Genomic DNA, 22411 nt, shown 5'->3' on the forward strand with positions numbered 1-22411 from the left:
ACGCAGTTAGGATGAACGGGTGCTCGGTGGGCCCGTCGGGACTGCACAGGAGCAATCGAAGAGTGTCACCCTGGGGGGGGAACCGGGAATGAAGGCGTTGTCATGGATGCGCGCACGACCGAAGACGCTGGCGTCGGCCGCCGGCGTCACCGTCGGCGTCATCGCCATCACCACGATGGCTTTCACCTATGAGGGATTCCCGACCACCAAGGTCGATCTGAACGACGGCGGCGTCTGGATCACCAAGACCTCGAGCCTGCTCGTCGGGCACTTCAACAACGAGTCGACCGTCCTCGACGGTGGCCTGCGCACCACGGGTGAGAACTACGACATCCTGCAGGACACGAGCAACATCCTCGTCGTCGATGAGAACGCCTCGACCCTGACCGCCGTCGATCCGGCACGCGTCTCGCTCAACGACTCCGCGAAGGTCCCCTCCTCCTCGAAGGTCGCGCTGGGCAACCGCACGGCCGCGATCCTCGACCAGAAGACCGGCGAGCTCTGGGTCGTTCCGGCGCAGGGTGTCTCCTCCTTCGAGGCCGAGGTCAACGAGCCGGTGGCGGAGCTGGGAGCCGGTGCCGACGTCGCGGTGGCCAAGGACGGCACCGTCTTCGGACTCGCGCCGGAGCGCGGCGAGGTCGTCACCGTCCCTGTGGACAATGAGGGGGAGGCGCTCGACGCCTCCGCAGCCTCGGTCGGCGAGCTCGATGCGGCCGCGAAGCCGACCATCACAGCCGTTGGACGCACACCGGTCGTGCTCGATCGCGCCGCCGGGGTCGTGACCTCGCCCGGTGGCATGCGCACCGAGATCCGCGGTGCCGACAAGGCGGTCCTGCAGCAGTCGTCCGAGAACACCGACGCGGTGGCGATCTCGACTGCGAACGCCCTCGTCAGCGTCCCCCTCGACGGCAGCGAGCCGACCGAGGTCGACGCGGGGGGCGACGGCACCGCGGCCGCTCCCGTCTGGCTGCGCGGATGCACCTACGGCGCGTGGGCCGGCACGGCGACCTTCATCCGCGAGTGCCCGGGCACGACCAACGACGTCAACGCCCAGGTCGAGGGCGCCGAAGACGCGAAGAGCCTCGTGTTCCGTGTCAACCGCGACGTCATCATCCTCAACGACGCCGTGGGCGGCGCGGCCTGGCTGGCCAACGAGAGTCTGCAGCGCGTCGACAACTGGAACGACCTCACCCCGCCGGAAGGCGAGACCGAGAACGAGGACGACTCGACCGAGGAGACCGTCGAGACGACGCTCCCGGAGCGCAAGGAGGAGAACACTCCTCCGATCGCCGAGGACGACACCTTCGGCGTGCGCCCCGGTGTCACGACCATGCTCCCGGTGCTCGACAACGACAACGACCCCGACGGCGACGTCCTGGTCGCCACGCTCGCCGAGGCCCAGCCCGCGATCGGCACGATCCAGCAGGTGCAGAACGGCGGATCACTGCAGATCGCGGTCGAGGAGGGCGCGTCCGGCTCGACGACGTTCACCTACGAGGCCGATGACGGCCGCGGTGGCAAGGACACGGCGGCCGTCACGCTGACCGTCTTCGACAAGAGCGTCAACACCGCCCCTGTCCCCAAGCGCAGGACGACCTTGACGGTCGAGACCGGCGGCACGATCTCGTACAACATCCTCCCGGACTGGCTCGACCCGGAGGGCGACGACGTCTACCTCAAGGACGTGGTCGCCGCTCCCGGAGACGAGGTCGACTTCAACACAGACGGTCAGATCACCTACAAGGCCACGGCGAGCCAGCAGGGGCACAAGGAGGTGCAGGTCACGGTCGCCGACGGATACGGCGAGACGGCCACCGCCACGGTGATCCTCGACGTGCGGCCGGAGGGCTCGACGAAGCCGAAGACCAACGCCGACCACGTCGTCACCCGCGTCGGCGAGCAGGTCACGGTGGCGCCGCTCGCCAACGACACCAGCTCGGGCCGAGAGCTGCTGCGTCTCGGGCGCGTGAACGAGGTCCCCGGCGCGACCATCGTGACCGACGGCCCCAACAAGACGTTCACATTCACCGCCGATGCCCCCGGCACCTACTACGTGCTGTATCTCGCGACCGCCGGTCCCGAGAACGGCGAGGGGATCGTGCGCGTTGACGTGCTGGAGGCGAGCGAGACGGATCTGCCCCCTGTCGCCGTGCGCGACGTGGCGCTGCTGCCGACCGGTGGTGACGTGCTCATCGGTGTGCTCGCGAACGATGTCGACCCCGCCGGCGGCATCCTCGTCGTGCAGTCGGTCTCGATCGAGGACGACTCCGGCGTCTCGGTGTCGGTCATCAACCATGAGACCCTCCGTATCACCGACCAGGGATCGCTCACCGATCAGGCCCGCATCAAGTACCGGATCTCGAACGGTTCCAAGTCGGCCGAGGGCGAGGTCGTGGTGATCCCGATCCCCGCGCCCGACCAGCTCCTCCAGCCGGTCGTGAACGACGACACCGCGATCGTGCGTGCCGGCGACGTCGTCACCATCCCGGTGCTCGACAACGACACGCATCCGAACGACGACGTCATGCACGTCGTGCCCGAGCTGGTCGAGCCCCTCGTCGACCCGGAAGACGGCGAGGCGTTCGTCTCGCAGGACACGATCCGCTTCAAGGCCGGACCCGTCGCGAAGACGGTCTATCTGACGTATGAGGCCGTCGACTCCCGCCAGCAGAAGGACGCCGGCTACGTCACGATTCAGATCCTCCCCGTCGACGCGGACACCAACGCCGCTCCACGCCCTCAGGATCTCGTTGCGCGCGTGCTCGCCGGATCCACCGCGAACATCGCCGTGCCTCTGGACGGCATCGACGCCGACGGCGACTCGGTCGAGCTGATCGACATCGCCTCCAGCCCCACGAAGGGCCGCATCACCGAGACCGCGCAGAACTACTTCACCTACGAGGCGTTCGACGACTCCTCCGGTGTCGATGTGTTCCGCTATCGAGTGCGCGACCGCCTCGGCAAGGAGGGCATCGCCACGATCCGCGTGGGCATCGCTCCGGGCGAGCAGGTCAACCAGAGGCCCTTCGCGGTGAAGGATGCCGTGGTCGTGCGACCCGGCCGTGAGATCTCGGTACCGGTGATGCTCAACGACTCCGACCCCGAGGGCGACAAGATCAGTCTCGTCAAGGACGGTCTCGAGGTTCCGACCGACACGGGGATCACGGCCCGCGTCTCGGGTGACCGCGTGCTGGTGCAGGCGCCGAACCGCGAGCTCGAGACGTCGCTGCAGTACACGATCCGCGATGCGCGGGGCGCGGAAGCCACCGCGGCCCTGCAGATCACGGTCGACGAGGACGTGCCGTTGCAGGCGCCCGTCGCGCGAGACGACCGCGTGCGCCCGACCGACCTCACCGACGGCACGATGAGTGCCGACCTCGACATCCTCAAGAACGACGAGGACCCGGACGGCACGACCGACCGCCTCAAGCTCGCGCTCGGTGAAGGCGCCACGCAGCTCGAGAACGGCAAGGTGCGGGTCACCGTGACGGAGAACCTGCAGCTCATCCGCTACACGATCACCGACCAGGACGAACTGGCCGCATCGGCCTTCATCTTCGTTCCCGCCGAAGCGGACCTCCGGCCGATCCTCGACTCGACGAAGCCGCTCGAGGTCATGAGCGGCGAGACCAAGGAGATCCCGCTCTCGAAATTCGTCACCGTCGCCGGCGGCGGTACGGCTCGGATCACCGAACACGCCAAGGTCACCGCCGTGTATGCGAACGGCGACGACCTCGTGAAGGACGAGACGACGCTGGTCTACACCTCGGCCGACGGGTACTTCGGACAGGACTCGCTCACCTTCGAGGTCACCGACGGCACGGGCCCCGACGACCCCGAGGGCCGCACGGCGACGCTGAGCATCCCGATCAACGTGCTGCCGCCGGAGAACCAGCAGCCGGTGTTCACGGGGGCAGAGGTCATCGTCGCCCCGGGGGAGAAGGCGTCGACGCTCGACCTCGCTGCGCTCACGACCGACCCTGATCCGGAGGACGAGGGCACGCACAGGTACAAGTACGTCAGCGGCGCCGGCAAGGGCATCACCGCCAAGATCGATGGCTCGAAGCTGCTCGTGGAAGCGTCGTCGGATGTCGAGAAGGGCACGGTCGCCTCGCTCAAGCTCGAGATCACCGACGGAACGACCGAGGCGGTCGAAGGCACCGTGACCGTGCGCGTCGGCGCGTCGACCCGCCCACTGCCCGCGGCCAACACCGACACGATCTCGGAAGCGGATCAGGGCAAGAGCATCACGGTGCCCGTGCTCGCGAACGACTACAACCCGTTCCCGGAGACGCCGCTCAAGCTGATGACGGCCGCCACGGAGTCGGGCTCCGGCGGCGCGGCCGTCAAGGGCGATCAGGTGGTCGTCACGCCCGACCCCAGCTTCGTCGGGACCATGGTCGTGCGCTATCGCATCCAGGACGCGACGAAGGATGCCGAGCGCGAAGCCAACGGGCAGATCATCGTCACGGTGCAGGGTGTTCCGGACGCGCCGGGAACCCCTCTCGTCTCGAGCGTGCAGGACCGTACCGTCGTCGTCTCCTACGGGGCGCCGGCGAACAACGGCGCCGAGATCACGAAGTACACGGTGAAGTCCGTCAGCGGCAACCCGTACTCGAAGGAGTGCCGCTCCACCACCTGCACGCTGGACGGCTTGACCAACAACGTCGAATACACCTTCCAGGTGACCGCGACGAACCGCGTCGGCGAGTCGAAGCCGTCAGGCTCGTCGGCGGTCGCCCGTCCGGACGCTCGGCCCGACACCCCGAACCCGCCGACCCTCGCCTTCGGCGACAAGTCGCTCAAGGTCTCCTGGGCCACCCCGACAACTCCCGGATCTCCTGTCGAGAGCTACACACTGGAGATCTCCCCGGCTCCGCCGTCCGGGGTCTCGCAGAAGCAGGCCACCGGGAACTCGATGACCTGGGAGGGGCTCGAGAACGGCGGCATCTACCAGGTGCGCGTGCAGGCTCACAACCGCGCGCCCGAGCCGTCGAGCTGGAGCGGCTGGTCGGCGTCGGAGGTACCGGCAGGTCCTCCGATGCCCGCGGCCGCCCCCACCGTCGCGCAGCTGCAGGCCGTGGGCAGCCAGGCGCAGATGCAGGTGAGCTGGGTGCCGGGGAATCCCAACGGTGATCCGATCGACTCCTTCGAACTGCAGGTATGGGAGGGCGGAACGCTCCGCAACACACTCACCCCGGGGGCGTCCATACGGTCGCAAGCGGTCTCGGTCCCGACATCAGAGGTGCCGTACACCTACCGCATCCGTGCCCAGAACAAGGCGGGCTGGGGCGACTGGAGCCCCATGTCGGCACCGCGCCGCGGTGTGAACAAGCCCGACGCTCCTGTTCTCTCGGCCGTCACGCCGGGCGATCGCTCGCTCACTCTCACCTGGTCGCGGAGCGCCCTCAACGGCGCGAAGACGACCGAGGTGCAGTACCAGTACTCGATCAACGGCGGTAGCAGCTGGGCGGCGATGCCGGGCAACAACGTGGTCACCGGACTCGCCAACGGAACCAACTACAACGTGCGGGTGCGCGCGGTCGCGACGGTCGACGGGTCGACGTACGCGAGCGATCCCTCCGGACAGATCGTCGGCAACCCGTACGGTCCGCTGAAGCAGCCGGCGGTCAGCGCTTCGCAGAACCCCACCAGCGTCACCTTCAACTGGGACGCGGGGCCCGCCGCGAACGGCCGCTCCATCAAGACCGTCCGCATCCGCATCGACGGCGGCGGCTGGCAGAACGTCGCCGCCAGCGGCAGCCGTACGGTCGGCGACGGGTACAGCCAGCGACACACGATCGACGTCGAGGTCACCGACCAGGCAGGCCAGCAGATCACCCGATCCGCGGAGCAGACGTCCGGACCGAAGCCCGACCCGCGCGCCTGGGTCACCTCGACCGGAAACGCGAACGGACAGCCCAACTGCAACGACGGCACGTGCGCATACTTCTACCTCACCGGCCGCGGCTTCCCGGCGAACTCCAGCATGTGGGTGCAGTGCGCCAGCAACGCGCCGCCTCCCTACGGCGGCACATTCGGCGGACGGACCGTCACGACCGACGGCAACGGCAACATCGATCAGCAGCTCGGCTGCTACCTCGGCATGCGCCGCGGGACGATCGAGGCCTGGGTCGTGATGGACGGCAAGGAATACGAACACAAGGTCTGGCAGTGATGCCGCGCGACACCTCTCCACGAGAACAAGGAACGACACCCTCATGACAATGACCCCCGAGCAGGCCGCCTGGTTCCAGGGCACCTTCCAGCGCCTCGTCGAGAACATCGACAAGGCCGTGCAGGGCAAGCAGGAGATCGTCGGCCTCGTGCTGGCCTCGATGCTCGCCGAGGGCCACGTGCTCCTCGAGGATGCACCGGGAACGGGCAAGACCAGCCTCGCCAAGGCGCTGGCCGCGACCGTGCAGGGCACCAGCGCGCGCATCCAGTTCACGCCCGACCTGCTGCCGTCCGATGTCACCGGCGTGACGATCTACGATCAGCAGTCGCACCGCTTCGAGTTCCACAAGGGCCCGATCTTCGCGTCGATCGTGCTCGCCGACGAGATCAACCGCGCATCGCCCAAGACCCAGTCCGCGCTGCTCGAGGTCATGGAGGAGTCGCGCGTCACGGTCGACGGCGTCACGCACGAGGCCGGTCGCCCCTTCCTCGTGATCGCGACGCAGAACCCCATCGAGCAGGCGGGCACCTACAAGCTGCCCGAGGCGCAGCTCGACCGCTTCCTGATCAAGACGTCGATCGGCTACCCCGACCTCGCCGTGACCGAGAGCATCCTCGCCGGTGCCTCCGACCGCAACCCCTCGGCCGGCCTGTCCGCGGTCATCACCACGAGCGCGGTGGCCGATATGGCCGACCTCGCCGCGACCGTGCACGTCGAGCCCGCCGTGCTCCGCTACGTGGCCGAGCTCGCCGAGGCCACGCGCGAGGACGGCGCCATCCGTCTCGGCGTGTCGGTGCGCGGGGCGATCGCGATGGTGCGCATGGCCAAGGTGTGGGCAGCGGCCCAGGGGCGCCACTTCGTGCTTCCCGACGACATCAAGGCCCTCGCCCGCCCGGTCTGGCAGCACCGCCTGCTTCTCGACGCCGAGGCCGAGTTCGCCGGCACCAGCAGCGACACCGTGATCGCCCGTGTTCTCGACGCGGTGGCAGCGCCTCAGGCCCGAGTGGCGGCCTGATGACCGCGGAGGCCCTTCCGGCATCGACGCCGCAGATGGAGCGCGACGCCGGTTGGCGTGACATCGCGGCCGTCCTCGGTGCGCGCGCCCTGACGCGCCTCCGCAAGATCACCTCCGCCGTCCGCCCGCTGGCCTGGGTGCTGATGGCTCTCGCCGTCGGCTTCTGGGTGCTCGGCCAGACCGCCGGATGGGCGGAGTTCACCATCGCCGCCGTCGTCATCGCGATCGCCGTGGTCCTGTGCGCGCTGTTCCTCATCGGCCGCACCGCCTACGACGTCGCGCTCGACCTCGCCCGCACCCGTGTGGTCGTGGGAGAGCGCGCGGTCGGTGCCCTGACCCTCGCCAACCGCGGCACCAGGGCCATCCTCCCGTCTCGTGTGGTGCTCCCCGTCGGTTCCGGACGCGGCGAGTTCGGCATCCAGCGACTCGCGCCGGGGGAGGAGGCGGAGGAACTCTTCGCGATCCCCACCCAGAAGCGCGGCGTGGTCAAAGTGGGGCCGGTGAGCGTCGTGCGCGGCGACCCGCTGGGCCTGTTCGAGCGGGCTCACCGTCGTGACGACCCTGTCGACCTCTTCGTGCACCCGCGCACCGTGCTGTTCGACGGTCAGTCGCTCGGCTACCTGCGCGACCTCGAAGGGCTTCCCGCAGCGGATCTGTCTCGCGACGATGTCTCGTTCCACGCCCTCCTGGAGTACCAGCCGGGCGACGACCTGCGTCACGTGCACTGGCGGTCGACGGCCCGCACCGGCACCATGATGGTCCGGCAGTACGAGGAGACCCGACGCTCGCACTTCGTGATCGGGCTCTCGCGCTCGCTCGCCGACTACGCCACCGAAGACGACTTCGAGCTCGGGGTCTCGGCTGCGGGGTCGATCGGCCTGCGCGCTCTGCGCGACTCTCAGCGCGTCGACATGCGCGTGCAGGGCCGGGAGCTTCCCGCGGGCACCGGCAAGCAGCTGCTCGACTCGCTCTCGGCCGTGGAGAACAGCAAGCCGAAGGAGGGTGGCATCGCCGAGCTCGCGGGCGTCGTGTCCGCCACCATGCCGTTGGCGAGCGTGGTGGTCCTGGTCTGCGGCGCTCGGGTGAAGTCCGACGATCTCCGCCTCGCGTGCGCGCGTCTGCCGTTCGGCGCCCGTGTCCTCGTCGTGGTCGCCGACACCACGGCCTCCGCCCCGGCGCTGCGCCGCATCGGCGATGCCGACGTCGTCACGGTGGGTGCGCTCGAACAGGTCCCGCTCGCTCTGCAGAAGGTGCTCGCATGACCGGGTCCTCCGCCGCGTTCGGCGACCTCCCCCTCCGCCGCTGGATCCTCGACCTGGGAGCGACGGCGCTCCTGGTCCTCACGGCCCTCGTGGGCTTCTGGCCGACGTTCGCCGGTCCGTCGTTCCTGGCAGCCGCCATCGGTGGAATCCTGATCGGCCTGGCGATCGCGGTCATCACGACCTGGCGTCATTGGGGCATCCTGATCGTCGCGGGTCTCACGATCGCCGCGTACTTCGTGTTCGGCGGAGCTTTCGCTCTGCCGCAGACGTCGATCCTCGGCTTCATCCCGACCATCGAGACGCTGCAGAAGCTCGCGCTCGGGACGGTCACCGCGTGGAAGCAGATGCTCACCACGGTCGCCCCCGTCGCGGCGGCCGACGGACACCTCGTCGTCCCGTTCCTGCTGGCGCTGGTCGTCACCACCGTGACCGCCTCCCTCGCGCTCCGGCTGTCGCAGGTGGCGTGGGCCCTGATCCCGGCCGGCGTGCTGCTCATGCTGGTGATCGCGCTCGGCACGCCCGAACCCGCGTTCCCACTCGTGCAGGGACTCGTCTTCGCGGTCGTGAGCATGTCGTGGCTCGCCCTTCGCCAGTTGTGGGCACCGCAGAACACGGCGATCTCCGTCAGCGAGGTCGATCCCTCCCGCGCCGCGCACATGCGCACCCGGCGTCTGCTCGCCGGGGTGGCCGTGTTGGCGATCGCCGGTGGCGCGGGGGTGGCCACGAGCGCCGTCGCGAACCCGGCGCAGCCACGACACGTGTTCCGCGACGTGATCATCCCGCCGTTCGACATCCGGGATTACCCGAGCCCCCTGCAGGCGTTCCGGAAGAACGTGCGCGACGAGGCGGACCAGACGCTGTTCACGGTGCAGGGCCTGCCCAAGGGCGCGCGCGTGCGCACCGCGGTCATGGACCAGTTCGACGGGATGGTCTACAACGTCACCGACGGCGGGCCCACCTCGTCGAGCGCCTTCAGCCCCCTGCGCTCGAACATGTCGCCGGATGCCGAGGGTGTCCCGGTGACGCTCAACGTCGAGATCGGTGCGTATCGCGGAGTATGGATGCCCACCGCGGGTGAGCTGTCCGAGATCAGGTTCTCCGGCGACGATGCCGAGCAGCTGCGCCGCGGCACCTACGTGAACACCGAGACGGGCACCGCCGTCTCCACCACGAAGCTGACGAAGGGTGACGAGTACACGGTGGATGCCGTGATGCCGAACGTACCCGACGACGAGCAGCTCGCCGAGGTGCCGTTCGGCAAGGTGTCGATGCCGAAGCCGAGCAACGTGCCGGAAGAGCTCACGGCCCTCGCCGCCGAGACGATCGCCGGTGCCGAGACGCCGATCGAACGGGTGCGGGCCCTCGAGAACTTCCTCTCCAAGGAGGGCTTCTTCAGCCACGGGCTCGAGGGAGAGGTCATCTCCCGCGCCGGCCACACCGCCGAGCGCATCTCGACGCTCGTCGGCGGGGAGCAGATGATCGGTGACGACGAGCAGTACGCCGTCGCCATGGCGCTGCTCGCCGGGCAGGTCGACATCCCCGCCCGGGTGGTCATGGGCTATTACCCCGACGAGGACAAGGCAGGCGAAGCCACGTTCGCCGCCACCGGCGACAACGTGCACGCCTGGGTCGAGGTCAACTTCGAGGGACTCGGGTGGATGGCGTTCAACCCCACCCCGCCCGAAGACCAGGTGCCGAACGACCAGAACACCAAGCCGCGCGTCGACCCGAAGCCGCAGGTGCTGCAGCCCCCGCCTCCGCCGCAGGAACCCGTCGACCTGCCACCCACCCTGCCCGACGACCGCGAGGCCGAGGACGAGAGTCTGAACCTCGCGGGCATCATCGGGGCGATCCTCGTGATCGGCGGCATCTCCCTCGGAGTGATCGCACTGCTGGCATCGCCCTTCATCGTGATCGGCGCGTGGAAGGCGGCGAAGCGTCGTTCCCGCCGCGCGGCCGCGCGCACCGCCGACCGCATCAGCGGCGGCTGGGACGAGCTCACCGACCGTGCCGTCGACTACGGCGCCCGCATCCCTCCCGGAGGCACGCGGATCGAAGAGGCGGCGGTCGTGGCGTCGTCGCTCACGGTCCCGCAGGTCACCGCCCTCGCCGAGCGGGCCGACGCCGACGTGTTCGGCCCCGCCGAGCCGAGCCCGGAGGATGTCGAGTCCTTCTGGCACGAGGTCGACGACATCGTCGGCGGACTGGGCAAGGAGGCCGGCTTCTGGAAGCGCCTCCAGGCGCGACTGAGCGTCCGCTCCCTGATCGGCGGCACCGCCATCTCGAACGGATTCCAGAACCTGAAGGACGCGGCGGCCGTGCGCGTCCGCCGCGAACCTGGCACCATCAAGAACAGCACGACGCCCCCGTCCCCCGAGAGCGAGACCTCATGACGCAGCCCGCGCCCGACCAGATCGCGCCGGTCTCCCGTCGCGCCGTCGCCTATCTCATCGACGCCTTGATCGCCGGGGGCGTCGCGATCGTGCTCGGCGGCGGACTCCTTGTCGCCGTGTCGCTCGCCGGCAGCGTCGAGGCCGGCCTCGGAGTCCTGCTGATCGGCGGCCCCGTGGTGGGCCTGGTGCTGCTCGGCTGGTTCTTCGTCTACACGGTGATGCAGGCGGGGGCCGGCTCGATCGGCATGCGCGCTCAGAGTCTGAAGCTCGCCTCGGCCGCGGACGGGAGTCCGCTCGGCTTCGGACGCACGCTGCTGCGCAACGTCATCTTCGGCCTCGCCGCCTCCGTCGTCGTGGGGTACTTCACCCCGCTCTTCGACGGCTCCGGACGGTTCCAGGGGTGGCACGACAAGGTCGCCGGATCCCTGATGCTGGACGCGCGGGTACCGGCGCCCGTCAGGGCGGACGCCGCGGCGCCCGCTTCGGCTCCGACGGTGCGGGGAGCCGCGGTCGCGCCGGCTGCGGCTCCGACGGCGCAGGCGCCAGCGATCCCCGGTCTCCCGCAGCCGCCGGCAGCAGCCCCGGCTGCGCCCGCCTCTCCGGCACCGGCCTCCATCCCTCCGCGACCGGCCGCCCCCGCGGCGCCCGTCGCCGAGGCAGGATCGCTCATCGCCTTCGTTCCCGGCATCACGCAGGACGCCCCCGTGCGGTCCGCGCCGGCGGTGGAGCCCGAACCCGAGATCGACGCGACCATCCAGCAGCACCCGGTGGCTCCCGTCGCACCGCCTGCGCCGCCAGTGCCCCCGGTGCCGGCAGCCGCGCCTGTCCCGGACGCCTCGGCTGTTCCTGCGGCTCCCTCCTCGGCTCCCTCCTCGGCGGTCGTCGAGGAGGACGATCTCGAGGACACCAGGATCAGTGTTCCGGGGCATCGCCTCGTCTTCACCTGGGATGACGGCACGCGAGTATCCGTCTCACGACGCACGGTGTTCGGGCGCAACCCCGCTCCGGAAGAGGGAGCCACGCTCGTCCCCGTGCGCGACGAGACGCTCTCCCTCTCGAAGACGCACTTCGAGGCCGCAGCGGAGACGTCGGGCGGGTGGGTGATGGATCGCCATTCCACGAACGGCATGACCATCGTGCGCGCAGGACAGCGGATCGCCTGCCCCGCGGGGCAACGCGTGCCCGTGCGTCTGGGCGACGCCATCGAGATCGGCGACCGCATCGTCACGATCGGCGGCTACGCGTGAGGCCGGGACTCATCGTCTCGACCGGATCCGCGACGCATCCGGGGCTTCGGCGTGCGCTGAACGAGGACGCACATCTGGCGGCCGCTCCGATCTTCCTGGTCGCCGACGGAATGGGTGGCCACGAGGCCGGAGAGCGCGCGAGCGCCGCCGTGATCGCCGAGTTCGCGCGGTACATCGGACGTTCGGCGCTCGTGCTCGACGATGTCCGCCACGCGCTGTCGCTCTCGAGGGAGAGCGTGGAGGAGCTGTCCACCTCCGGCAACGGCCGCGCGGGGACCACTCTCAGCGGAGTGGTGATCGCGTCCGTCGACGGCATGGGGTATTGGCTCGCGCTCAACATCGGAGACTCGCGCACCTACCGCTTCGCCGACGGCGAGCTCGAGCAGATCAGCGTCGACCACTCCGTGGTGCAGGAGCTGATCGAGTCGGGCGAGCTCACGACCGAGGACGCCGTCTCCGATCGACGCCGCAACATCATCACCCGGGCCATCGGCGCGAGCAGCACGGGAGACGCCGACTACTGGATGTTCCCCGCAGAACTGGGCGACCGCATCCTGGTGTGCTCCGACGGACTCACCTCCGAGGTGCCGGACGCGCGCATCCGCGAGGTTCTGAACGCCGAGTCGGATCCGCAGCGGGCCGCTGATGTGCTCGTCGACGAGGCCGTCAGCGCCGGGGGCAGGGACAACATCACCGTCCTCGTCGTCGATGCCGTCTCCGTCGCCTCACGGCCGGGCACGCTGATGGCCACCGACACGGACATCGACCAGGACACACGTCCACGAGAAGCCGCAGCAGGAGGGGTTCGCTGATGCAGACCATCTACCGACCGGGACAGTGGTACCTGATCGTCATCCCGGGAGCGCTCGTCGCGCTGCCCCCGGACGTCCCGGGCGATGTCGTCGCGCGGCTGTGGGAGCGGATGCCGGAGGAGAAGACGCTCGCGACGGTCGTCGATGTGCTCACCGCACACGCGGGAGGCTCGTTCACGTCGCTGCCGTCCTTCGTCGCCGCCGTCGCCGAAGGTGCCGATGTGCGCATCGCCCTGCGAGGCGCGGTCTCCGCCCAGGTCGCGACCCCGACCGACTCGTTCGAGCTGTCCGGCGCTGAGGTCACGACCTGGAACGAGCGATTCCTCGGCGGTGCGTCGAAGATCGAGATCACCGTCGAGGCCCCGACCGACGCCGACGGCCTGCCCGTGCAGAGCGGCATCGTGCGTGCCGCGGCCGTGAGCGCCGAGCTCGAGCCGAGCGACGCCGATCCGCTCACCTCCGTGCTCGGGCCGTCGCCCGTGGTCGGCGCCGTGCTCTCGGAACCGGCTCTGCCCGAGGCCGTCGCCGCCGAGCCGGTCGTGCCGGAGCCCGAAGCGGAGCCCGAGCCCGCACCCGAGCCGGAGCCCGCACCCGAGCCGGAGCCCGCACTCGAGCCGGTCGTGCCGGAGCCCGAGGCCGAGGAGCCGCTTCCCCTCATCGAAGACGCCTTCCTGCCGCCCACGGAGGTGACGCTCGCGCCACCGGTCGACGACGACTTCGACCAGCTGTGGGGTGCCACCGTGCACTCGGTCGGCGGGGCGGCACCGGTGGTGCCGGTCCCCGTCGAGGGCGACCACGACGGCGCCACCGTCTCGGCAGCGGACCTCCGTGCTCTCCGCCAGCAGCCGCCGGTCGCGAACGACGCGCCGACGGAGGTGCTCGATGTGGCGCCGGCACCGGCCGTGGCCTCGGTCGGCCGCATCCGGCTCTCCACCGGTCAGGTGGCCGCCCTCGACCGCACCGTGATCATCGGGCGCCGGCCGCGGTCGACACGTGCGAGCGGGGCGAACCTCCCGCACCTGATCGCCGTCGAGAGCCCCCAGCAGGACATCTCACGCAGCCATCTCGAGGTCAGGCCGGAGGGCGACACCGTGGTGGTCATCGACCTGCACACCACCAACGGGTCCACGCTCCTGCGCCCGGGCGCCGACCCCGTGCGGTTGCACCCCGGGGAGCAGACGCTGGTGCTCTCCGGCGATGTCGTCGACCTCGGCGACGGCGTGACCGTCGCCTTCGAGGATCTCCCGTGACGCGTCGCCCGTCGCCGCCGCCGGATCTTCCCGGCTTCACCTATGTGGAGCCGTTGGGCACCGGTGGCTTCGCCGACGTGTTCCTCTACGAGCAGGAGATGCCTCGCCGCCGCGTCGCGGTGAAGGTCCTGCTCGCCGATCGCATCTCGAGCGGCGCCGCGCAGGAGTTCGCCGATGAGGCGAACGTCATGGCCATGCTCTCGACGCACCCCGCGATCGTCACGATCTACCAGGCCGGGGTCGCCGGCGACGGGCGCCCCTATCTGGTGATGGAGTACTGCCCGCGGCCGAACCTCCAGCTGCGCGCACGGAAGGACCCGTTCTCCGTCGCCGAGGCTCTCCGGGTCGGCGTGCAGGTGGCCGGCGCTGTCGAGACGGCGCACCGCGCAGGCGTGCTGCACCGCGACATCAAGCCCGCCAACATCCTCGTCACCGAGTACAACCGGCCGGCGCTCACCGATTTCGGCATCGCGTCGACGACGGGCGCGACGGGTGAGGCGTCGGGCATGTCGATCCCGTGGTCGCCACCGGAGTCGTTCGCCGAGCCGCCCCAGAGCGGGCCGCGCACGGACGTGTGGGCGCTGGGGGCGACGCTGTACACCCTGCTCGCCGGACGATCACCGTTCGAGCGCCCCGGGGAACGGAACTCCAGTGCCGACCTCATCGAGCGCATCGAGCGCGCCGCCCTGCCGTCTCTGAAGCGGCCGGACTCCCCGGAGAGCCTGCAACGACTCCTCGAGCGCTCGATGGCGAAGAATCCCGACGATCGCTTCCCGAGCGCCGTGGCGTTCGCGCGAGCGCTGCAGAAGGTGCAGATCGAGCTCTCCCACTCGGTGACCCCGATCGACATCGTCGACGATCACCCGCCGGCGGAAGACCTCGACGACGACGGCGACGGTCTCACCCGGGTGCGGGAGATCGTCAGCATCGATCCCGACATGGCCTCGTTCACCCGCCCGTCGGCGACGACGCAGCGGAAGGAGCCTCCGGCCGCGCTGCAGGGGGTGCCGCGCTTCGACGCGCCGGTCGCCCAGGAAGCGGCGGTCGAGCAGACGCAGCTGCGCACGCCGTCTCCCGTTGCTGCACCTCCGACCGTGCCGGGCGCCGACGACCGGACCATCGCCCGTGCGCCGATGGTCGTGGCCCCGGACGCCGCCGTGCCGCCGACGATGGTTCCCGGAGTCCCCGTCGAGGCCCCGGTCGCACCCGAGCCGCCCCGCAGTCGGAAGGGGCTGTGGATCACCCTCGCCGCCGCGGGAGTCGTGCTCGTGATCGGCGGCATCGTCGGACTCAACCTCCTGGTCGCGGGTATCGCGCCCGAACCGCAGGAGACCGCGGAAGCCGTCGATCCGAAGGACGTCGGAACGGACGTGGTGCCGAAGGTGACGGAGCTCGCCGGGACGCGACAGGGCGAACAGGTGGTCTTCACCTGGACGAACCCGAGCCCGCTCGACGGCGATTCATACATCTGGACCCCGGTGGCGGTCTCGGGCGAGGTCGATCCCCAGCAGACGCCGGATCCGACCGCCACGGTGCCCGCCGCGGCGGGGACCGTCTGCATCGACGTGATGCTGCGACGCGACGACGGGCGCGCGTCCGAGACCGTGCGGGGGTGCGTGGAGTGAGTGGTGAAGGCGGCGTGACCGTCGAGTTCGCGGGGGAGTACTTCCCGATCCGTCGGGGCGGGCGGTTCATCGTCGGGCGCGAGGGAGATCTCGAGCTCGACGACAACCTGTTCCTGCACCGGCACTTTCTGGAGATCACCGACGCCGACGGGTTGTGGTGGCTGTCGAACGTCGGCACGCGACTCACGGCGACCGTGACCGATTCGGCCGGTGGCGTGCAGGCCTGGCTCGCTCCCGGTGCCCGCCTTCCGCTGGTCTTCGAGACCACGACTGTCGTGTTCAGCGCGGGACCGACGACCTACGAACTCACCTTGCACGCGGCGGAGCCGACGTTCCGTGCGACCAGGCGCGAGCACGACGACGGGGGTGCTTCCACGATCGGCGACGTTCCGTTGACCCTCAGCCAGAAGCTCCTCATCCTCGCGCTGGCGGAGCCGCAGTTGCGCAGGGACGGTACGGGTATGAGCGAGATCCCGACGTCGGCGAAGGCAGCGGAGCGCCTCGGCTGGACCGTCACCCGCTTCAACCGCAAGCTCGACAACGTGTGCGACAAGTTCGACCGGATCGGTGTGCCCGGAATGCGCGGCGGACAACGCAGCTTCGCGACCAACAGACGTGCGCGCCTGGTGGAGCACGTGATCGCGTCGCGACTGGTCGGCAAGAGCGACCTGCCGTTGCTCGACACCGCGCACGCCGTCGACGAGGTCGAGGGAGAGCAGGAGTGATCTGGGAGATCGACGACCACGCTCCCGAGGTCGAAGGGCTCGACGCGCACGGACGCCCGGATCCCGCGTACGCGGAGGCACTCGGGCTCCGCACAGCAGGGCGAGGGCCGCGCGTGCTCGCCGCGCTGATCGAGTGGGCGGTGGCCGTGCTCATCGCGCTCCCGGCGATCGTCGCGCTCACCCCGGTTCTGGCGCAGGTCGTGGCAGGGCGGTTCGACGCCGAGAAGTTCTTCGCCCGCGGTGACCTGGTGTGGCTCATCGTCGCGGCAGCCGTATCGCAGGGCTTGATGATCGCCTATATCGTCGTCCAGCTCGTCCTGCACGGACGCAAGGGAGTGACGCTCGGCAAGGCGATCTGCGGCATCCGCTCGGTGAACGTCCGAACCCTCGAGCGCCCCGGTTTCTGGCGCGGAGCCGTGGTCCGCTTCCTCCTCGCCTACGCCTCGTTCATCGTCCCGGTCATCGGTCCGGTGCTGGTGATCATGCTCTCCCCGCTGTTCGACATCGAGAGGCGAGGACGCGGCTGGCTCGATCTCGCTGCCGCGACCTGGTTCGTCGACGTGCGCGGCGGGTTGAATCCCTACGATGCGAAACGCATGCGCATCGCGCGCAAGCGCGTGAAGACGCCCGAACACGAGGAGAAGGCTCCGCTGCCGTCACTGGCGACGCCGGTGCATCGCGACGCGCCGGCCGAGTACGTCCCGAGTGCGCGCCTTTCCGGAGGCGTCATCGGTGCGCACCGCTCGGCCGCGGCGGCTGCGACGGAGCAGGCAGAGCCATCTGGAGCCGGCTCCATGGTGTCGGCGGCGCCGCCGTCGCTCGCGACGGGCGCACCGGCTCCGGCAACGTTCTCCCCGGCTCCCGCCCCGGCGCCCGCTCCGGCTCCGGTCCCCGCTCCGGCACCGGTCGCGGCGCCCGCCCCGCCCGCGGCGGAACCGCCCGCCCTTGCAGCACCTGCACCTGCGCCTGCTGCTCCCGCACCCGCGGGCGTCCGTGCGATCCTCGTGCTCGACACGGGCGAGCGCATCGAGGTGCGCGGCACCACGCTCTTCGGGCGGTCTCCGAGTGCGGCCGCCGGCGAGGGGGAGGCGCTGCTCGTGCCGGTGATCGACGACACTCGCTCGGTGTCCAAGACGCACATCGCGGTGATGCCGGCTCGACGAGGTGTCTTCGTCGTCGACCGGGCGTCGACCAACGGCAGCGCGATCATCCGGGGCGGTGCGGAGACGGTCCTCCCGGCCGGACACCCCGCCGAGCTGAAGACCGGCGACACGGTGCGCTTCGGCGACCGGTCCCTCCAGGTGGAGTGGGCATGACCCTGAGTAGTGAGATGCGCCCTCGGCGCGGTGAGGACGAGCGATGAGAGTCAAGCTGACCCTGCGTCGACCCGCAGCACCCCTGACCGATGTGGTCGTGATGGCCGACTCGACGGCGACGATCGCCGACGTCGCGCGTCAGATCGCCACGACCGACCCCGCACGCAGTATCGCCGCGGCTCCGGCCGACGTGCTCACTCTCTCGGTGGCGCCGCCGACCAGCGAGCAGCTCACCATGCTCAACCCCGACCTGCTCGTCGGTGACGCTCCGATCGGCTCCGGCTTCCTCGCCGAGGTGGTCAACGTCGGCCCGAACCGGGTATCGGTGGGAGGAGCCGGCACGCGCCCGGCCGCCGTGCTCACGGTCGTCGCCGGTCCCGCCGCGGGCCAGGAGTTCCCGCTGCCGATCGGTCACTTCCTGATCGGCCGTGATAGCGCGAACGACGTCACGATCGCTGATCCGCTGGTCTCGAAGCGGCACGCTCGTATCGAGGTCGCCGCGACCTTCGTCGAGCTGGTCGATCTGAACTCGGCGAACGGAATCCTCGTCGACGGCGGACTCGTGCAGCGGCTCCGCGTGATTCCTGGACAGAGCTTCGCGCTCGGCGACTGCGAGTTCGTCGTGCACATGGTGAGCGACTTCGACGGATCGGCCAGCGGCGACCCGGTGCTCGAGCGCGGGGGTGCTCTGATGTTCAATCGCAGCCCCCGCGTGGAGGAACGGTTCACGGGGCAGGAGCTGGATGAACCGCGCTACCCACGCGACCAGCCGTCTCGGCTCTTCCCCTGGCCCATGCTCGTCGCGCCGATCCTGTTGGCCGTGACGATGTTCAGCATCACGCAGCGTCCGGCCTCTCTGCTCATCGCCGCCGCCTCCCCGATGATGATGTTCGGTAACTTCATCTCCCAGAAGACCAACATCGGTCAGCGTCTGCGCAAGGAGGCGGAGTCGTTCGAGGAGCAGTTCGAGCGGCTCGAGGAGACGCTCTACCACTCGCACCCGAAGGAGCGGGAGGTGCGGCAGAACGAGGTTCCCGCCGTCGCCGTCGTGTTCGATGAGGCGATGCGCCTCGGACCCCTGCTGTGGACGCGTCGACCGGAGCACTGGAATTTCCTCGCCCTGCGCCTCGGCGTCTGCGAGAGCGAGGCGCGCACGCGCATCAAGCGCACCGAGACCCCGGAGGCGCTCGTCGAGTACGTCGAGCGCGTCGACCGCCTCGAGGAGCGGTACCGGATGATCGACGACGTCCCCATCCTGGAATCGCTCCAGAGCGTGGGATCCATCGGCGTCGCGGGGCCGACGTCGCTCGCGAGCGATGCGCTGCGCGGGATCGCGGTGCAGCTGTTCGGTACGCATTCCCCCAATGAGCTGGTGACCGTCGCCCTCACCGAGCCGGGCTGGGCGAACGAGCTCGACTGGCTCAAGTGGCTGCCGCACACCTCGAGCGAGCGCAACCCGTTCAAGGAGATGCCCCTCGCCGATTCCGCCTCGACAGGCACGGCGCTGCTCAGCGGCCTGGAGGAGATCGTGCTGCGTCGCTCGCGGGAATCGAAGTCCGCGCGGCCGCCGTACGGCGCCGACTGGGATCCGATGCGCTACGGGACCGACGTCAAGCGGGCAGCAGAGGACGCGACGTTCCCCGGCCAGACGGCCATCCTGGTGATCATCACGAACGACGCTCCCGTCGACCGGGCTCGACTGACCCAGATCCTGGAACGCGGCGCCGACGTCGGCGTGTACGCGCTCTTCGTCGCTCCGGTCGTCGAGGCGCTGCCCGCCGCGTGCCGCACGTTCGTCGATGTGAGCGCCGGCCTCGCCGATGCCGTGGTCGGTACCGTCCGCAGCGGCGTGGACTACCGCGGGGTGCAGGTCGAGGGCGTCTCGCACGCCTACATGACCATGTTCGCGAAGCGCCTCGCCCCGGTCGTCGACTCCAGCACGGTGATCGAGGATTCCTCCGACATCCCGAACTCCGTCAGCTTCCTCTCGCTGGTGGGCAACGAGGTCGCCGAGGATGCGAGCGCCGTGATCGACCGGTGGCGTCAGAACAACACCATCATCGATCGCTCCGGTGCTCCGCAGTCCCGACTCAAGAAGGCCGGAAACCTGCGCGCCATCATCGGGCAGTCGCAGACCGACGCGATGACCCTCGACCTGCGCACCCAGGGGCCGCACGCGCTCGTCGGCGGGACGACCGGTGCCGGCAAGAGCGAGTTCCTGCAGGCGTGGGTGCTCGGCATGGCCGCGGCCCACAGCCCCGATCGCGTCACATTCCTCTTCGTCGACTACAAGGGCGGTTCCGCGTTCGCGGACTGCGTCGACCTGCCGCACACCGTGGGGCTGGTCACCGACCTGAGCCCGCACCTGGTGCGTCGCGCCCTCACCAGCCTGCGCGCCGAGCTGCACCATCGCGAGCACCTCTTCAACCGCAAGAAGGCGAAGGACCTCCTCGAGCTCGAGAAGCGTCGCGATCCCGAGACGCCACCGGCTCTGGTGCTGGTGATCGACGAGTTCGCCGCGCTCGCCGGAGAAGTGCCGGAGTTCGTCGACGGCGTCGTCGACATCGCCCAGCGCGGTCGTTCCCTCGGCATCCACCTGATCATGGCCACCCAGCGCCCCGCGGGCGTCATCAAGGACAATCTGCGCGCGAACACGAACCTGCGCGTCGCGCTGCGGATGGCCGATGAATCCGACTCGAAAGACGTCGTGGACGATCCGGTGGCGGCGACGTTCCCGCCCTCGCTGCCCGGACGCGGCATCGCGAAGACCGGTCCGGGTCGCCTCGTGCCCTTCCAGTCCGCCTACGCGGGCGGGTGGACGACCGATGAGGCGCAGGTCGCCGAGGTCAAGGTCGCCGAGCTCCGCTTCGGCTCGATCCAGACCTGGGAGGCCGAGCAGGCTCCGGAATCCGACTCCCACGATGAGGATCTCGGACCCAACGACCAGAAGCGCATCGTGGCGACACTCGTGAACGCGGCACGCGAGGCCCGCATCCCCGCGCCTCGGCGTCCGTGGCTCGACGACCTCGAGGGCGCCGTCGATCTGCGCGACCTCCCGGTGCTCGGCGACGGGCAGGTGCTGCTCGGCAAGATGGATGTCCCGGAGCGGCAGCTGCAGGAGCCCGCGTACTTCCATCCCGACAAGGACGGGTCGCTTCTCGTCTACGGGACCAGCGGATCGGGCAAATCGACGGTCCTGCGCACGATCGCGATCGCGGCGGGTTTCGAGCCCGCGCATTCGAACGTCGAGGTGTACGGCCTCGACTTCGGATCGGGTGCGCTGAAGAGCCTCGAGATGCTGCCCCACGTCGGCTCGATCATCTCCGGCGACGACTCCGAGCGCGTGCAGCGCGTGCTGCGTTCGCTGGCCGCCGTGCTCGACGACCGCGGCAAGCGCTTCAGCGCCGCCAACGCTTCCAGCCTGACCGAGTACCGGGAGATCACCGGAAAGGATGAGGCCCGCATCCTGATCCTGATCGACGGGTTCCCGCAGTTCCGCAGCGAGTGGGAGTCGACCACCGCGCGGATGCCGTTCTACCAGACGTTCATGCGCATTCTCGGAGAGGGGCGCCCGCTGGGCGTGCACGTGATCGCGAGCGCCGACCGTTCGGGCTCCGTGCCCACCGCGGTCAGCGCCAACGTGTCGCGGCGCGTGGTCCTGCGGCTCTCCGACGAATCCGGGTACGCGATGCTCAACGCGCCCAAGGACGTGCTCGACGAGCGTTCGGCTCCCGGTCGCGCGATCGTCGACGGGCGGGAGACGCAGATCGCGACGCTGGGCGGCACCCCGAACGTGGCTGAGCAGACCAAGCTGTTGGAACAGCACGCGACGGCTCTGCGCGCGGCCGGGGCGAGGGAGGTGCCGGAGATCGGCGCCCTGCCGACCCGCCTGTCCGTGCGCGATCTCCCGGATCGTCTGGGCGAGTTCCCGGTGCTCGGCGTCGCGGAGGACACGCTGGCCGCACGCGACTTCGACCCTGTCGGCACCTTCGTGGTCGCCGGTCCGCCATCGTCGGGCAAGACCACCGCGCTCAAGGGGATCATCACGTCGATACGGCGGTTCGACCCCGAGGTCAAGCTGTTCCACTTCGGCGGTCGCCGAGCCCAGCTCAAGGGCTACGTCGACTGGACGCGGAGCGCGGTCACCCCGGAGGACGCGAAAGAGCTCGCGAAGGAGATCGCCGAGATCGCCGTCGACGAAACCATTCCGGTGCGCATGCTCGTCATCGTCGAGGACGTGCCCCAGTTCGCGGACGGCCCCGCCGAACGCGAGATGAAGGCGCTCTTCCAGGCGATCAACCGGAGCGATCACCTGCTGGTGGGCGACGCCGACGTCACCCAGGTGACGAGCGGCTTCGGATTCATCGGCGACTTCAAAGCCGGGCGCAAGGGCATTGTTCTCAAGCCGGATGCGTTCGACGGCGATGCGATCTTCAAGGTCCCGTTCCCCAAGGTCAAGCGCACGGATTTCCCGGACGGTCGAGGCATCTTCGTACAAGCGGGACGCCAGGTCACGGTACAGCTGCCACTCATCGAAGGAGACACATGGACGCCAGTCCGCTGAGCGCGAACGCGCACACGCATCGGT

The 22411-nt window shown here is 69.8% G+C and carries 11 protein-coding genes; all 11 read left to right on the top strand.

Annotation, left to right across the window (positions count from 1 at the left end; genetic code table 11):
* Positions 1-106: 106 nt before the first annotated feature.
* Genes GLO27_RS10740 through GLO27_RS10790 form a run of 11 tightly spaced genes read left to right on the top strand, consistent with a single transcriptional unit; the run spans position 107 to position 22387 of the window.
* Entirely contained in the window at positions 107-6178 is a 6072-nt protein-coding gene (locus tag GLO27_RS10740) for an Ig-like domain-containing protein (RefSeq protein WP_167254849.1), read from the top strand.
* Positions 6179-6221: 43 nt separating this feature from the next.
* Positions 6222-7193 carry a MoxR family ATPase gene (locus GLO27_RS10745; RefSeq protein WP_029258893.1) on the top strand — a complete coding sequence of 324 codons (972 nt, stop codon included), beginning with the start codon at positions 6222-6224 and terminating at the stop codon, positions 7191-7193.
* The gene (locus tag GLO27_RS10750) at positions 7193-8455 is read left to right on the top strand and encodes a DUF58 domain-containing protein (protein WP_167254851.1); all 1263 of its coding nucleotides are present in this window, start codon (positions 7193-7195) and stop codon (positions 8453-8455) included. Before GLO27_RS10745 ends, GLO27_RS10750 begins: the two co-directional genes overlap by 1 nt.
* Positions 8452-10848, top strand: a complete 2397-nt coding sequence (locus tag GLO27_RS10755) for a transglutaminase domain-containing protein (RefSeq protein WP_167254853.1) — start codon at positions 8452-8454, stop codon at positions 10846-10848. The genes GLO27_RS10750 and GLO27_RS10755 overlap by 4 nt, the downstream gene beginning before the upstream one ends.
* Positions 10845-12095: an RDD family protein gene (locus GLO27_RS10760; RefSeq protein ID WP_167254855.1), complete on the top strand. Its 1251-nt coding sequence runs from the start codon at positions 10845-10847 to the stop codon at positions 12093-12095. Before GLO27_RS10755 ends, GLO27_RS10760 begins: the two co-directional genes overlap by 4 nt.
* Entirely contained in the window at positions 12092-12907 is an 816-nt protein-coding gene (locus GLO27_RS10765; protein ID WP_021198482.1) for a protein phosphatase 2C domain-containing protein, read from the top strand. The genes GLO27_RS10760 and GLO27_RS10765 overlap by 4 nt, the downstream gene beginning before the upstream one ends.
* On the top strand, positions 12907-14157 hold the full coding sequence (locus tag GLO27_RS10770) for an FHA domain-containing protein (protein ID WP_208323766.1): 1251 nt from the start codon (positions 12907-12909) through the stop codon (positions 14155-14157). The genes GLO27_RS10765 and GLO27_RS10770 overlap by 1 nt, the downstream gene beginning before the upstream one ends.
* Positions 14154-15782 (top strand): serine/threonine-protein kinase, encoded by a 1629-nt coding sequence (locus GLO27_RS10775; RefSeq protein WP_167254859.1) that lies wholly within the window; start codon positions 14154-14156, stop codon positions 15780-15782. The genes GLO27_RS10770 and GLO27_RS10775 overlap by 4 nt, the downstream gene beginning before the upstream one ends.
* Positions 15783-15796: 14 nt before the next feature.
* Complete coding sequence (locus GLO27_RS10780) at positions 15797-16507, top strand: hypothetical protein (protein WP_292775516.1); 711 nt, start codon at positions 15797-15799, stop codon at positions 16505-16507.
* The gene (locus tag GLO27_RS20265) at positions 16504-17823 is read left to right on the top strand and encodes an RDD family protein (protein ID WP_167254863.1); all 1320 of its coding nucleotides are present in this window, start codon (positions 16504-16506) and stop codon (positions 17821-17823) included. Before GLO27_RS10780 ends, GLO27_RS20265 begins: the two co-directional genes overlap by 4 nt.
* Positions 17824-17866: 43 nt before the next feature.
* Entirely contained in the window at positions 17867-22387 is a 4521-nt protein-coding gene (locus GLO27_RS10790; RefSeq protein ID WP_167254865.1) for an FtsK/SpoIIIE domain-containing protein, read from the top strand.
* Positions 22388-22411 lie beyond the last annotated feature (24 nt).

Origin of the sequence: Microbacterium sp. Be9 (genome assembly GCF_011754135.1) — a bacterium.
In the GTDB taxonomy this organism is placed as follows: domain Bacteria; phylum Actinomycetota; class Actinomycetes; order Actinomycetales; family Microbacteriaceae; genus Microbacterium; species Microbacterium maritypicum_A.